Raw genomic sequence first — 13,567 nt, 5'->3', positions numbered from 1 at the left:
GGATGGCAGTTGAGTGCGTAGTAGGCAGTCATGTAGCTCCCGAAGAACGATTTGATTTTTTCTGGCGCCTTCAAGGCGATTGGGTCGAGGAGCCCAACCGTCGGCGCGGTGGCGAAAGCGGTGTACAGCGGGTAACCAGCCCAAATGGTCGATTGCTCTACAGCAAGCGTCAGACCGGGCATATCTACCGCAGTTGGCTTCACCCGTTCGGGCGCCCGACGGTGTTGCGCGAGCGCGATGCCCTCAAGGGTTTGCGGTCGTTGGATGTGCGTGTTCCGGAACTGGTGTTCTGCGGCGCGCGCCCCGACCCTGAACACCAGTGGAAAGCCTTGCTGGTGACTGCGTCGCTGGACGGTTTCGACGAGATCGAAAACTGGTACGCCGCAGGTGGCCGTGAGCAATACGGCGAGTTGGTGCATGAGCGTGTGCTCAAGGAATTGGCCGGCACCCTGGCGCGTATGCACAAAGGCCGCTGGCAGCACGGTTGCCTGTACATCAAGCACATCTTTGTACGGGTGACGGGCGAGGGCGACTCGGCCAATGTGGAAGTGGCGCTGCTGGATTTTGAAAAGTGCCGCCAGCGCCTGACCGCTTATCGGGCCGCTTCCCACGATATGCTGCAATTGCGCCGCCATTCGTCGTGGAACGACACTGACTGGAAAAAACTCAGCTACTTTTACGAGACGGCGTTTGGCAGCGCTATCAAGGGTTTAACCAGATGAAGCTAGAAATAGCACGAGGTTTGTTCCTGGTCGCGGCGTTGGGCATTTCAGCCCTCGCCCTGGCTGCGTGGGAACTGCCTCGCACACAAGTGCTGCAGGCGGCGCAAGGCGGTGGGCAATGCCCGCTGCCGCGCGTTGCCAAGGCGAGTGTGGCGGTCAAACCCGATCATGAACTGTTGCTGTTCATGTTTGGGATGTCGCAAGGCATGAGGCCGCAGAGTTGAACAGATTCAAACCCCCCGAGAAGGGCCTTGCGATGCGAGGCCCTTTTTTTTGCCCTGATTTTGCGTGTGCATCCTAACCGGTTAAAGGTGGGAGCTGGCTTGCCTGCGATGGCGTCGCGGCAGTGCAACTGATACACCGAGGTGAATGCATCGCAGGCAAGCCAGCTCCCACACAAGCCAGCTCCCACAGACAAGCGGGTCCGTTTTAAACCAGGTGCAGGTGGTTGTCCCAAAACCCTGCCGGCAACTCCAGCGGCTTGGCCATCAACGGCTTCTGGCGGCAATCGTAGTACCGGCAGCGGCCCTGGCCCGAAGTGACCACAAACCCGTCCGCCACCGCGCCCACGCCGGCGCAATCCGGCAGCGGGCCATCCAGGCGCAACTCGCCACTGTCCATGTCCCAGATAAAAAACCGGTTCCCACGTGGCGCCGTCAACGCCACCAGGCGTAATTCACTGTGCACCGCAACACTGGCGGTGTAATGCCCCATCGCCTGCAACTGCTCATCGGCGACGGGAAATGCCACGAACGGCTGCCCCGGTCGCTTGATCGCAAGCAGCTCGGAACGCTCCTGGGACGGCCCCATGAACTGCTGCCCGGTGAGGATCGTGCCATCGCTGGCGATCCCCATATGCCGCACGCTGTTCATCTGCTGGCCGAGGGTTTCCTTGCTGATCAGGGTACCGTCGCGGTGCATCAAGACGAGGCTCGGCTCCATGGCGTTGAGGTTCATTTCCACCCGGCTTTCGGCTTCGGTGCGAATGCCGCCGTTGGCCACCACCAGGGTTTCGCCGTCGGGCATCCACGACACCTGATGCGGGCCGATGCCGTGGGTGGAAATCTCCCCGCTGTGCACCAGCCTCTCGCCTTCGAACCGATACACACCGAGCAAGCCACGGCCGGGGTCGGAGGTGTCGTTTTCGGTGGTGTACAACCAGTCACCGCTCTTGTGGATCACCGCGTGGCCATAGAAATGGCGATTGGCGTGGGAGGTGATGGTTTGCAACAGCGCGCCATCGCGCAGGTCGATCAAGTAGCTCTCGGTGCCCGGGCGACGGGCGACAAACAGCGCAATCGGCAGCGTCGGGTGGTTGATGATGTCGTGGCAGCGCTGGCCGACCTGGGTGGCAAACACCTGCTTGCCGTCCAGGCGAAAGCCCACAGCGTAGTGTTTGCCATCGGCATCATCGCGCGCCGACAGCAGCAGCGGGCCCCTGTCCTTGCTTTTAAACAGCGTCCAGCCACCCAAAGTGAGCGCGCTGAGTAACGCGCTGCCAACCGCCAAAGCCTGTCGCCTGAGCATCATCAGTCACCGTCGTTGGCGTTAAAGCCCAGTTGGATGCCCAGCGCTTTGGCCAGTTCGCCTTCGTGCAGGCGGTGGACCACGTTGAGGCTGTCGTAGAGGTCGTTGAGCTGTTGGCGCCCGGCGTCGTCGGCCAGCAATTCATTCAGCGTGCGCTGGTTGCTGGCAAACAGTTTGAGGGACGCGGCGTAGGCGGCGTCGATCTTGTCGGCCAAGGGCTTTTGCTCGGCCGGCAACAGGCCGCGCAGGCCTTTGTTGTCAACGCCCACCCACACGGTCTGGGCCGCGGCGAGGCTGGCCTCCAGGCTTTGCAGGGACGACTGGCTGCGCCACGCATCGGCCTGGAACGGCTGCGGGATGCCCTTGGTCTGGCGGCCCATCGGTGTGCCGAGTTTTTTCTTCAGGGTATCCAGCGCCGTGACCTGAACGCGCAGGAGGTCGGCGATGGCTTCGTGGGAATCAGCGTAGCGCTGGTTCGGAAACTTGGTCATCTGCGCGAGCATGCCGTCGGTGCTGTTCCAGCTCGCCAGGATCTCTTCGGCCAGGGCTTTCTGGCGCTCGCCAATCGCCACCAGCAGCGGGCAGTAGCGGGCTTTCTGGGCGTCGTCGGCGACGTCGGTCTTGGCGTCGTAGAGGATGTATTCGTAGGCCGACAGGCCTTGCACCACCACGCTGGATTTGGCCAGGGCGGCGCCGTCGATCTGCGGCTGCGCGGTAACCAGTTGCTCAACCTGGCGACCGACCAGGTTTTTCTTGTCCGGCCAGAACTGCACTTGCCACGAACGGTTGCCCTCGGCCAGCGGCCCGATGAGCAGCGGTTGCAACTCGGCCCAGGCTTTTTGCGCGTGGAGGAAGTCGGCGCGGGCGGTGTCCAGGCTCTCCTTGCCCTGGCAGTAGGCCAATGCACTCACGGCCAACTGGCGGTCGGCTTCAACCCAGCGGCTGTAGGTCGGCAGGATCACTTGCTTGGCGATGGCCGCCGAGGTGACCGCTTGCGGGTCCTGGGGCGAGCACGCGCCGAGGGCGAGGGCGGCCAGGCTGGTGAACAACAACTTGGGACGGAACATGTCGAGCTCCCTTCTGTAATTGTGGCAACGCTTATAAAGAGTTCAGGAACGCCAGCAACGCAGCGCGCTGCTCGGCATTGAAGGACAACACATGCTGCTGCGCCGCTTGGGCTTCGCCGCCATGCCACAGCACGGCTTCGAGCAAGTTGCGGGCGCGGCCGTCATGCAAAAACTGGGTGTGGCCACTCACGGTTTGCGTGAGCCCGATGCCCCACAGCGGCGGCGTGCGCCAGTCGCGGCCACCGGCCTTGAATTCATTGCGGTTGTCGGCCAGGCCTTCGCCCATGTCGTGCAACAGCAAATCGCTGTAGGGGCGAATCACCTGGTTGGCCAGCTCAGGTTCGGAGGCTGTCGCCGCCGTGGTGAACGAGGGCTTGTGGCAACCCTGGCAACCGGCCTGATAGAACAGGTTTTTCCCGGCCAGCACCTGCGGCGTGTTGACGTCACGGCGGGCCGGCACGGCGAGGTTGCGGGTGTAGAACAGCACCAGGCGCAGGATGTTATCGCTGACCTCCGGCTCGCCGTCGGGGCCGTTGCCGTTGGGCGCCTGTTTGCAGGCGACTTGAGCGTCGGTGCAGTCATCAAAGGGTCTCAGGGACGTGGTGAGGCCCATATCACCAGAAAACGCGTGAACATTTTGTTGATTGAGCGTGGGTTGCCCGGCTTTCCAGCCGAAACGTCCGAGCACGGTTTGTTGTCGGGCGTCATCCCAGACCCAATTGGCGCGGCCGACCAGAGCTTCCTCGTCGGCGGTTTTCGGGTCGGTGTTGCGCAGGATATCGGCGTCGCTGATGGCTTCGAGCAGACCCAGGCCGATCATCGGTGGCGCGATGCGCGCGGAAAAAAGTGTATTCGGATGCATCGGGCCATAGCCGAGCTGGGTGATTTGCAGGTCCGGCTTGCGCAACTCCACCACCGTGCCGTCCTTGAAGGTCACATGGACGGGCGTGTAATCGACCCGCACCTTGCCTTCGGGGGTCACACCCGGCACGGCCATGTCTTGCAGTTGCCCGCCGTAGACCGGCTCGGGCACCACGCCGACCTGCTCGATCAGCCGGGTATCCACGGGCGTCGCCGGAATCGACAGGCGCACCAGCATCGACACCGCATTCGGCGCGTCGGGCAGAGGCGGGTGGCCACGGCCGTCCTTGATGTGGCAGTTCTGGCAGGCGTTGGTGTTGAACAGCGGGCCCAGGCCATCACGCGCGGTGGTGGTGGACGGTGCGATCACCCAGGGGCTGCGAAAGAAACTGTTGCCGACGCTGAAGTCCAGGCGGCGGGTGGGCGCGAGGTTGGCCGAGGGCAGGGAGAATGCGTTCTGGTCACGCTTGTTCACAGTCGTCGCGCCGCCCGCGCGTGATTCACCCGGCTCGGCCTTGGTGAAACGCGGGGCGTCGTCGCAGGCGGTCAGGCTCAAGGCCAGCACTGCTGCGCACAGGCGAAATGGCGAACGGAACATCGAGTTTCCTGGACGGGGGCTGAAAATAAGGTCGCAAAGTCTAACAGGGCAGGGCGGATTGAATAAGAGCAATTATCGTTTGGTCCAATCCGATCCATTCCCGCTAGAATGGCCGCACATTTTTCTCTGGAGGTGGCCAATGCAGGCTCTCGACGCTTTGCTCAACCGTGTTTCCGTGCCGCGTTTGCTGGAGCCGGCACCGACCCAGGAGCAGCGCGACGTGCTGTTCGCCGCCGCCATGCGCGCGCCCGACCACGGCCAGTTGCGCCCGTGGCGTTTCCTCACCGTGGAAGGCGCTGCCCGTGAGCAAATGGGCACGTTGCTGGCTGAAGCCGCCCGCTTGCAGGACGCCGACGCACCGCAAGCCGCCATCGACAAGGCTCAGAACGGCCCGTTGCGTGCACCGCTGGTGGTGGTGGTGATTGCCCGCTTGCAGGAGCACTTCAAAGTGCCGAAGTCCGAGCAACTGCTGGCCGCCGCCTGCGCGGCGCACGGCATCCTGCTGGCAGCGTACGCCCAGGGCATTGGTGCGGTGTGGCGAACGGGGGAGTTGTCCTACTCGGCACACGTCGCCAAAGGTCTGGGGCTGACGGCGGATGAAGAAGTGATTGGCTTCCTCTATTTGGGCACGCCGCAGAACCCGCCGCGTGTGGCGGCCAAAGAAGATGTGGCGGCGTTTGTGCAGGCCTGGCCGGGGCTGTAATCCCGGCACAATCCTGCTTTGTGTGGGAGCTGGCTTGCCTGCGATGGCGGTCTGTCAGTCAATGAATGTGTAACTGAATCACCGCCATCGCGGGCAAGCCCGCTCCCACAGGGATCTTCATTGGGTTTACACCTTGAACTGATCCATCAGCGTCATCTGCTGGGTCGCCAGGGCATTCAACTGGCTGCTGATTGCCGCCGATTCGGTGGCCTGGCCCGTCAGGGTTTCAGTCACGGTACGGATCGCCGAGACGTTGCGGTTGACCTCTTCGGCCACGGCGCTCTGTTGTTCGGCGGCGCTGGCGATTTGCAGGTTCATGTCGCTGATCACCGTCACCGCCTCACTGATCTTGCCCAGCGCTTGCACGGCCTGATGGATCTGCCCGGCATTGCTTTGTGCCTGATGCTGGCTCGAATGCATCGTCGCCACCACGCCGCGCGTGCCGCTCTGGATGCGTTCGATCACCAGGCGAATTTCTTCCACTGAATCCTGAGTGCGCTTGGCCAGGTTGCGAACCTCGTCGGCCACCACCGCAAACCCGCGCCCGCTTTCACCGGCGCGTGCCGCTTCAATGGCCGCGTTAAGCGCCAGCAGGTTGGTTTGCTCGGCGATGCTGCGGATCACTTCCAGCACCGAGCCGATCTGCTCGCTGTTCACCGCCAACGCTTCCACTTCGGTTACTGCCTTGCTGACTTCTTCGGCGAGGGTGGTGATGTCGCGGGTGCTTTGCTCGATGATCGACAGGCCTTCACGCGCCGATTGATCCGCCCCGCGCGCCGCGCTGGCGGCGTTGGAGGCACTGTTGGCGACGTCATGGGCGGTGGCGCTCATTTCATTGGACGCGGTGGCCACCTGGTCGATTTCGCGGAACTGCACTTGCATGCCTTCGCTGGTTTGGCGCGCGATGGCCGAGGACTGATCCGCCGTGCCACGCGCTTCGGTGATGCTTTGCTTGATCTGTGCGATGGTCGGTTGCAGCTTGTCGAGGAAACGGTTGAACCAGTTCACCAGTTCGCCCAGCTCATCTTTTTTGCTGTAGGCCAGACGCTGGGTCAGGTCGCCTTCGCCGCTGGCGATATTTTTGAGCATGGCGGCCACGCTGTTGATGGGGCGGGTGACACCGGTGGCGGTCAGCCAGATCAGCAGCAAGCCGAGCAGGGCGGCAGCGGCGCCGACCAGCAAGGCCTTGAGGGTGCCGCTCGCCTGGGCCTTGTCGAGTACGCCTTGCAGTTTCAGGGTGTCGGCCAGCATGACGTCCTTGGGCAGCTTGATCACGATGCCCCACGACTTGGCGTCGGCAATCGGCTTGACCGGGTAGACCTCGCGAATGGTGTCGTCCTGTTCGCGGATCATCGATGTGTCGCCGCTCAGCATCTGTACGATCTCTTTGCCCTCGGCGCCAATTGTGTCGATCAGGTTCTTGCCGACCTTGTCGGGCTGGCCGCTGTAGGCGGCAATCAAGCCGGTGCTCGACAGGATCTCCAGGTGCGCGGCGCCGTCGAACAGTTCTTTTTGCGCGGCGTCGGTCACGGCCTGCAGCGTGTTGAGGGCGATGTCGATGCCGACCACACCAATCACTTTGCCGTCCACCAGCAGTGGCAGGGCGATGGTGGTCATCAGCACGGATTTGCCGGCCACATCATCGGCGTACGGGTCGAGCAGGCAAACGTTGCGGGTATCCCGTGGGCAGGTGTACCAAATGTTGTAGGGCGTACCGCTGAGATTCGGGGTGGTTTTGGTCAGGTCATCTTCGACCATGATGGTGTTCAGGCCTTCGCCACCGGCGCGGCTCCAGTAGCTGGAGAAGCGGCCCTTTTCATTGGAAACGCGAGCCTTGTCGTCGATGAACTCACTGTCCTTGCCGTCCAGCCCGTTGGGCTCGAACGACAGCCACAGGCCCAGCACGTTGCTGTTGCGCTCGAAGGTGGTCTTGAGGCTCTGGTTGAGTTCTTCACGCAGCGCCCCGGCGTCGAGCCCGCGTTTGGCTGCCATGGCGCGCAGCCCTTTGATCTGATCGGCCAGTGCCGTGACCACGGTGAGTTCTTCGCCAAAGGTTTTCTGCAGGTGCACCGCCTGCTCGGCAGCCTTGGCTTGCAGCAGGTTCTGCACGCTATGGGTGAGCATTCTCGAGCTTGAATCGCTGACCAGGTGGTTGTTCTGGTCGGCCTCGTACAAGTTGATGCCAACCACCAGCGCAATCACTCCCAGGAGGCAAAGGCCGGACAACAGCACGATTTTCAGGCGGATGGAGAGGGTGTCGAACATAGGTTCACTCGCGATTGGACTTGTTTGAATGCACGCAGGGCGAGCCAAATCCATTCGGCGCTATGTCCGGAACATCGGCGTAGGAGGTTGTTTCATGAGGGGCAGGCGATGAGCGGTAGACAAATCCCTGCAGGCAGCGTTACACGGGGGCTGCGAGGCGTTCCGGGCGTGACCAGATCCACAGGTTGCCCAAACCCATTCCCGCGATGGCCAGGTAGATCGGCCAGCCGTGGTCGAGCATCACCAGCATCAAACCGGCGCACACCAGCATGCTCACGGTGGCGCTGACCTTGGCACGGCGCGCGATGATCTTGCCGTTGCGCCAGTTGAACAGGATCGGCCCGAAGAGGCGGTGGTTTTCCAGCCAGGCGCTGAGGCGCGGCGAGCTTTTGGTCGCCGCCCAGGCGGCGAGCAGGATGAATTCGGTGGTGGGCAAACCCGGGATGACAATCGCCACCAACCCGATACCCAGGCTGACGTAGGCCAGCAGGCCGAAGAGGAGCTGCGCGATTTTCGAGGGGGGTTGGGGTTTGCGGGTCATGGCTTCGTGTACATGAAGAACTGCAAAAAGTCAGATCAGAACGGGGTCAACCTGTGGGAGCTGGCTTGCCTGCGATTGCATCGGCTCGGTTTGGCAGGCAGACCGAGGTGACCGCATCGCAGGCAAGCCAGCTCCCACAGGAATCCCTTTTTACAGGGGGTTACGCCAGTTCAGGGGCGTTAGCGTACGCCTGTTCCAGCAGCACGGTGAAGCGCACGAACGCATCGATCGCACCTTTCTCCGCGGCGGCTTCTTCTTCGGCGCTGAATTCCAGGCCGTCGAGGGTGCGGGTGAAGCTCTTCCAGCCTTCGGCGCGACCACCGGCCGGCTCGCCCAGGTGGCGGGCGCCGAAGGTTTCGCTCAGGCCCAGGCCCACGGCGCGTTTGATCAGGAACGCGGCGCCGAGCTTGGAACCTTCGGACACGAACAGCCAGCCCAGTGCTTCTGCCTTGCTCGGGTTTTTCACGGCGCCGGCGACCGGTGCCGGTACTTCAGTGTCCAGGTCGCCCAGGTCCAGTTTGGCGGCTTCGGCGCGGCAGCGGGCGGCCAGATCGGGGACGATCGCTATCAGCTCGGGGTCGTTGTACAGGGCCACCAGTTCCGACTGGAACAGGTATTGCGCCACCACGAAGCGGGCAAAGTTGGCCCGGGTTTCGAACGGGGCGTGGGCTTTGACCAGTGCGTCGAGCTTGGTGTGTGGCGAGTGAGTGATCTGGTTCAGGCGCTGGGAGCGCAGGCTCGGGCGTTCTGCGGTGGGGGAAGCGGTCATCGGTAAAGTCCTTGAGAAGGGAAGCGCCTTGTGGCTCTACAGAGAGCCGTTATCAACAAGACGTTTAAGAAGACGTGGCACAGTAAAAAATCCTCACCCCGCCGGTGAAAGGCCGGCAGGGTGAGGCGGGCGTTATCAGATGTCCCAGATCAGGTTGATCGCAAAGTTGCGGCCCGGCTGGGTCAGGCGGTCGAGGTTGGCAGGTGCGGTCACACCGGCTTCGCCGACGCCGTCGTAGCTGCGCACGTCATCCCAGTTCCAGTACTTCTTGTCGGTCAGGTTGTAGACGCCGCCGTTGATGGTCACGTCGTTTGTGACCTTGTAGAAGGCGGTCAGGTCGAGCACGCCAAAGCCCGGGGTCTTGAACGGCGCGCTGGTGCTGCCGTCGGGGGCGTGGAAGGTGGTGCTGTCCACACGGTTTTGCTTTTTCACCAGGGTCCAGCTCAGCAGGCCGCCGTAGTTGTCCTGGTCGTAGCCCAGGCCGAACACGCCCTTCAGCGGGTTGACGCTGTTGAGCGGCTCGCCGTTGTCGTCGTTACGGCCATAGGTGTAGCCCACCGAACCCTGGGTATACAGGCCTTGCGGGGCGCCGAACGCATCCAGATTCAAGCGGCCCTTGGCCTCGATGCCCTTGATGGTGGCGTGCTTGATGTTGTTGGCTTCGAACTGCTGCACGGTGCCGCCGGCGACGGAGGCGTCTTCGTCGATGAAATCGCGGTATTTGTTGTAGAACACGGCGATATCGAACGAGCCTTCGTCGAAGTTGCCGCGAATTCCGGTTTCCACGCCTTTGCTGGTTTCCGGCTTGAGGTCGGGGTTCGGCTCGACGGTGTAGCCCTGTTGCAGGTTCTCAAAACGGCCGTACAAGGCCTTGGCCGATGGGGTGCGGAAACCTTCGGCGTATTGGCCGAACCAGGTGTAGTTATCGGTCAGCGCGTAGGTCAGGCCGAATTTTGGCGTGACGCGGTGCCAGGTTTTATCCGAGTCGCTGTGGTCGTAGATCCGTGTCGGGTCAACCGTGTTGAGGAACTCGTCGGTCAGCTTGGGCTTGAGCTGGGTGTAGTCGTAGCGCACCGCTGGCAGGAAGGTCCATTTGCCCCAGGCGATCTGGTCCTGGGCGAACAGCGAATAGGTGTTGATGGTCGGGTCCGGGAAGTCGCTGGCTTTTTTCACGCTGTCGGCCGCTGACGGGCTTGGTGCGCCGATGGCCGTGCAACCACTGCCGACGGCCAGGCAAGTGGCGGCGCCTTCGCGGGAGCCGGTGACTTTTTGCTGTTTCAGGGTGGTGCCGTAGGTGACCTGATGATCGGTCTCGCCGAGGCTGAAGGCCTTGTCCAATTGCGCGTCGAAAACCCACTGTTTTTCTTCATACAGGGTGTTTCGGGTACGCAATACGCGACGCGATGGTTGGTAGATCTCGGCAGTGGTCTGGTCGGTCTTGGCGATCTGGTAGTTGAGGCTGGTCTTGATGTGATCGGCAATCGGCGAGTCGAGGGCAAAGCGGTTTTCAATGGCGAAGCGTTCGCGGGTGATGGTGTCGTTGCCCGAGCGCGCGCGGTAGAAGTTAAAGCCGCGGCCGCCGGTGAACGGGCCGCCGACGGCGTTTTTCAGGTCGACGTCGCGGTCGTCCTTGAACTTCTCGTAGGTCAGACCCAGGCGGTTGTCGTCGCCGTAGTTCCAGCCCAGTTTGGCCAGCACGTTGGTGGTGCGCGCATCCTCCGGGTTGGCGCCGGTGCGGGCCAGGCCGGTGGCGTTGTTGCCGTCGTAGGATTCCATTTCATGGCCGTTGCGCTGGCTCAGGTGCAGCAAGCCGTCGAAGTCCTGCACGCGGCCGGCCACGGTGCCGGAGGTCAGCCAGCTGTCATCGGCCGAGCTGTAGCCGGTTTTCAGGCGGGCGCCGTAGTCCTGGCCGGGCTTGATGATGTCGTCGGGGTCGAGGGTGAAATAGCTCACGGCGCCGCCGATGGCGCTGCTGCCGTACAGGGCCGACGCCGGGCCGCGGAGGATTTCCACGCGCTTGACGATTTCCGGGTCGACGTAATTACGGCGGGTTTTGGCGTAGGGGCCGTTGAAGAAGTTGTCCGGTACTTCCACACCGTCGACCTGGGTCAGAATGCGGTCGCCGTCGATGCCGCGAATGTTGTAGCCGGCGTTGCTGGCGCGGGTACCGGCGCCGCCCACGGAAACGTTGGGCTCGTAGCGCACCAGTTCGCGGATCGTGTTCACGTTGTCGCGGTCCAGCTCCTGGCGATCATGCACGGTGACGGTGCTCGGCACGCTGTTCACGTCCTGCTCGGTGCGGGTGGCGCTGATGGTGACCTGCTGCAGGTTGACGGTGCTGCCCGCCGCACGCTTCTCCAGCACGATGTTGTTATTGCCCAGTTTGCGGTAGCTCAGGTTGGTCCCCACCAACAGCCGGTCCAGGGCTTTTTCCGGCGTCAGCGCGCCGCGTACGCCAGGGGACGACACACCCTGGCCCAGCTCGGCCGGCAGGCCGACTTGCCAGCCGGTGACGGACGTGAAGGCATTCAGCGCCGAAACCAGCGGCTGTTGCTCGATGCTGAACGTGTAATTGCCGTGGCTGCGCGCGACCGGCTCGGCGGCGGTGGCGGCCATGGCGGGCGCGCTGGCCAGCAGGATGGCGGCGGTCAGCAGGGACAGAACGGGCGAAGAAGACCGGCGGTTGAAACGAGAGGACATCGAGAGCGCTCCGGAGGTACGAATCTTATAGTTGCGAACCGAACCAAATAGGAATCAGTTGCATTGGCTAAGACGAGACGTACCATCGGTCGCTATCGAGTAAAAATAATTCTCATTTAGTTCAGGATCACCAGCGCCGGGTATTCCGAGAGCTTGGCCGAGGTGATGTGCGCCAGCGAGCGCACCACGTCCAGCGGCTGGTCTAAGCGGTAGTTGCCGGTGACGGCGGTGCTGGCGAGTTTGTCGTTGTTGTTGACGATCCAGCCCGGGTAGTAGCGGCGCAGCTCGGCGAGCACTTCGCTCATCGGGCAGTTTTCGAATACCAGCCGGCCCTGGACCCACGCCAGGTCTTTGCTCGCGTCGAGCCGGGCGGGCTGGCCGAAGCCTTTGGGGCCGATGCGGATACTTTCACCGGCGCTCAAGCGCACGCGGGCGTCGTCGAACGTGTTGCTCAGGTCCACGTCGCCGCGCTGCACTTGCACCTGGGCTTCGCCGTTGAGGTAGCGCACGGCGAAGTCGGTGTCGCGTACGCTGGCGCGCACTGGCCCGGCGTCGATTTCCAGCGGCAGGCCACGACTGGGCGCCACTTCGAAAAACGCCTCGCCCTGATACAGGCGAGCCACGCGTTGGTGGTCCTTGATGCTGCTGGAAAACGCCGAGTTGGTGTTCAACAGCACTTTTGAGCCGTCGTCCAGTTGCAGGCGCTGACGTTCGCCGACCACGGTGAGGTGGTCCGCTTGCAGGCGCACGGGCAGGTTGCTGAAGCTGAACAGGCCGATCAACAGCACGGCGGCGGTGGCCAAGGGTTTCCAGTGCGGTTTGATGCGGCGCAAAAACGTTGGTTTGCGCGGCGCGGCGAGGGCCACGGCGGCACTGTGCACCGGCGCGCCACCCCAGGCGGCCTGGGCTTTGCTGAAGGCGTGCGCGTGTGCCGGGTCGCTGGCCAGCCAGGCGTCAAACTCGGCCTGCTGCCCGGGCTGCGGGCACTGCAAGACGATCAGCCAGTCCAGGGCCTGGTCCATCGCCGTGTCTTGCAGCACCTCACGAGCCAGCTCATGGGGGCGCAGTTTATTCGGGTCCGTCACGGTGTTCCTCGGGTCTTCGCCACGTTTTATTCATTGTTCCTGCAGCCTGGATCGACGCTTCTGTCGGGGAAGCTTAAGGCTGATCCAGCCGCTCGGCCACACCTACACAGATGGCCATGATCAATTTCAGTTCCTTTTGCACGGTGCTCAACGACACCTGTAACTGATCGGCGATCTCCTGATAGCTGCACCCGTGCAGGCGGCTGAGGATGAAAATCTGCTGCTGGCGGGCGCTCAACTGGCCGAGGCTGACGCTCAGGTGCTCAAGCAATTGCTCGGCCTGGGTGGCGTCTTCGGGCGTGCTGATGGGGGCGGCAACGCTTTGCAGGACGTCCAGCGGGACATCTTCCTGCAGCGTGCGCGCTTGAATCCTGCGCGAACGCAGGTGATCCAGCGCCAGGTTGCGTGCGGTTTGATAGACGAAAGGTTCGAGGTGATCGATCGGCCGCTCGCTGAGGGCCCGGGTCACGCGCAGGTAGGTCTCCTGCAACAGGTCCTCGGCGGTGCTGTGGTTATTCACCATCCGCTGCAAGGTGCGAAGCAGAATCACCCGTTGGGTGAGAAAGACGTGGTTGAAGCGAGATTGGCTCACAGTGATACCAGACCGAGATGCAGTTAATGATAATGCTTATCATCAACTGAAATGGCAAGTGGCACTTTGAGATGGCGCGAAGATCCTTTTGGGGGCCTGGCTCATGTGGGAGCTGGCTTGCCTGCGATACAGGCACC

At 62.7% G+C, this 13,567-nt stretch carries 12 protein-coding genes and 1 pseudogene; 3 read left to right on the top strand and 10 right to left on the bottom strand.

What is annotated here, in order from left to right:
* Positions 1-2: 2 nt before the first annotated feature.
* Both ATI14_RS00750 and ATI14_RS00745 read left to right on the top strand, forming a co-directional pair.
* Entirely contained in the window at positions 3-722 is a 720-nt protein-coding gene (locus ATI14_RS00750) for a lipopolysaccharide kinase InaA family protein (RefSeq protein WP_016971142.1), read from the top strand.
* Positions 719-946, top strand: coding sequence for a hypothetical protein (locus ATI14_RS00745; RefSeq protein ID WP_016971141.1), 228 nt, complete (start codon positions 719-721; stop codon positions 944-946). The genes ATI14_RS00750 and ATI14_RS00745 overlap by 4 nt, the downstream gene beginning before the upstream one ends.
* Before the next feature lie 205 nt (positions 947-1,151).
* Here ATI14_RS00745 and ATI14_RS00740 read toward each other — a convergent pair whose 3' ends face one another.
* From ATI14_RS00740 to ATI14_RS00730, 3 genes are read right to left on the bottom strand one after another with little or no spacing between them, the layout of a single operon-like run.
* Positions 1,152-2,249: a DUF1513 domain-containing protein gene (locus ATI14_RS00740; RefSeq protein ID WP_026083001.1), complete on the bottom strand. Its 1,098-nt coding sequence runs from the start codon at positions 2,247-2,249 to the stop codon at positions 1,152-1,154.
* A 2-nt stretch (positions 2,250-2,251) separates the two neighbouring features.
* Positions 2,252-3,316 carry an imelysin family protein gene (locus tag ATI14_RS00735; protein WP_016971139.1) on the bottom strand — a complete coding sequence of 355 codons (1,065 nt, stop codon included), beginning with the start codon at positions 3,314-3,316 and terminating at the stop codon, positions 2,252-2,254.
* Positions 3,317-3,347: 31 nt separating this feature from the next.
* A complete protein-coding gene (locus tag ATI14_RS00730; protein WP_016971138.1) occupies positions 3,348-4,775 on the bottom strand; it encodes a di-heme oxidoreductase family protein in 1,428 nt (475 codons plus the stop codon).
* A gap of 139 nt (positions 4,776-4,914) precedes the next feature.
* On the opposite strand from ATI14_RS00730, the gene ATI14_RS00725 reads away from it, so the two are divergent.
* A complete protein-coding gene (locus tag ATI14_RS00725) occupies positions 4,915-5,478 on the top strand; it encodes an NAD(P)H nitroreductase (RefSeq protein ID WP_016971137.1) in 564 nt (187 codons plus the stop codon).
* A gap of 126 nt (positions 5,479-5,604) precedes the next feature.
* Here the strand turns inward: ATI14_RS00725 and ATI14_RS32100 are convergent, their stop codons facing one another.
* The 7 genes and pseudogenes from ATI14_RS32100 to ATI14_RS00695 form a co-directional block, all read right to left on the bottom strand.
* A complete protein-coding gene (locus ATI14_RS32100; protein WP_370589126.1) occupies positions 5,605-6,360 on the bottom strand; it encodes a methyl-accepting chemotaxis protein in 756 nt (251 codons plus the stop codon).
* Between the two features lie 102 nt (positions 6,361-6,462).
* Positions 6,463-7,470, bottom strand: a pseudogene (locus tag ATI14_RS32095) (methyl-accepting chemotaxis protein); the annotation flags it as partial.
* A gap of 412 nt (positions 7,471-7,882) precedes the next feature.
* Positions 7,883-8,284, bottom strand: coding sequence for a YbaN family protein (locus ATI14_RS00715; protein WP_016971135.1), 402 nt, complete (start codon positions 8,282-8,284; stop codon positions 7,883-7,885).
* A gap of 160 nt (positions 8,285-8,444) precedes the next feature.
* Complete coding sequence (locus tag ATI14_RS00710) at positions 8,445-9,053, bottom strand: biliverdin-producing heme oxygenase (RefSeq protein WP_016971134.1); 609 nt, start codon at positions 9,051-9,053, stop codon at positions 8,445-8,447.
* A 135-nt stretch (positions 9,054-9,188) separates the two neighbouring features.
* Positions 9,189-11,753 carry a TonB-dependent receptor gene (locus ATI14_RS00705; protein WP_016971133.1) on the bottom strand — a complete coding sequence of 855 codons (2,565 nt, stop codon included), beginning with the start codon at positions 11,751-11,753 and terminating at the stop codon, positions 9,189-9,191.
* A gap of 116 nt (positions 11,754-11,869) precedes the next feature.
* Positions 11,870-12,838 (bottom strand): FecR family protein, encoded by a 969-nt coding sequence (locus ATI14_RS00700; RefSeq protein ID WP_016971132.1) that lies wholly within the window; start codon positions 12,836-12,838, stop codon positions 11,870-11,872.
* Positions 12,839-12,911: 73 nt separating this feature from the next.
* On the bottom strand, positions 12,912-13,430 hold the full coding sequence (locus ATI14_RS00695; protein ID WP_016971131.1) for an RNA polymerase sigma factor: 519 nt from the start codon (positions 13,428-13,430) through the stop codon (positions 12,912-12,914).
* Positions 13,431-13,567 lie beyond the last annotated feature (137 nt).

The sequence above is a fragment of the Pseudomonas tolaasii NCPPB 2192 genome (assembly GCF_002813445.1).
Taxonomy (GTDB): Bacteria; Pseudomonadota; Gammaproteobacteria; order Pseudomonadales; family Pseudomonadaceae; genus Aquipseudomonas; species Aquipseudomonas tolaasii.
Note: the sequence above shows the minus strand (reverse complement) of the source record. Positions and strands in the feature narration are given on the sequence as shown.

What these genes read in the sequence shown, in the direction of transcription:
- ATI14_RS00750 (WP_016971142.1), top strand. Translation starts at nt 3, where the DNA reads ATGGCAGTTGAGTGCGTAGTAGGCAGTCATGTAGCTCCCGAAGAACGA.
- ATI14_RS00745 (WP_016971141.1), top strand. Translation starts at nt 719, where the DNA reads ATGAAGCTAGAAATAGCACGAGGTTTGTTCCTGGTCGCGGCGTTGGGC.
- ATI14_RS00740 (WP_026083001.1), bottom strand. Translation starts at nt 2,249, where the DNA reads ATGCTCAGGCGACAGGCTTTGGCGGTTGGCAGCGCGTTACTCAGCGCG.
- ATI14_RS00735 (WP_016971139.1), bottom strand. Translation starts at nt 3,316, where the DNA reads ATGTTCCGTCCCAAGTTGTTGTTCACCAGCCTGGCCGCCCTCGCCCTC.
- ATI14_RS00730 (WP_016971138.1), bottom strand. Translation starts at nt 4,775, where the DNA reads ATGTTCCGTTCGCCATTTCGCCTGTGCGCAGCAGTGCTGGCCTTGAGC.
- ATI14_RS00725 (WP_016971137.1), top strand. Translation starts at nt 4,915, where the DNA reads ATGCAGGCTCTCGACGCTTTGCTCAACCGTGTTTCCGTGCCGCGTTTG.
- ATI14_RS32100 (WP_370589126.1), bottom strand. Translation starts at nt 6,360, where the DNA reads ATGCAAGTGCAGTTCCGCGAAATCGACCAGGTGGCCACCGCGTCCAAT.
- ATI14_RS00715 (WP_016971135.1), bottom strand. Translation starts at nt 8,284, where the DNA reads ATGACCCGCAAACCCCAACCCCCCTCGAAAATCGCGCAGCTCCTCTTC.
- ATI14_RS00710 (WP_016971134.1), bottom strand. Translation starts at nt 9,053, where the DNA reads ATGACCGCTTCCCCCACCGCAGAACGCCCGAGCCTGCGCTCCCAGCGC.
- ATI14_RS00705 (WP_016971133.1), bottom strand. Translation starts at nt 11,753, where the DNA reads ATGTCCTCTCGTTTCAACCGCCGGTCTTCTTCGCCCGTTCTGTCCCTG.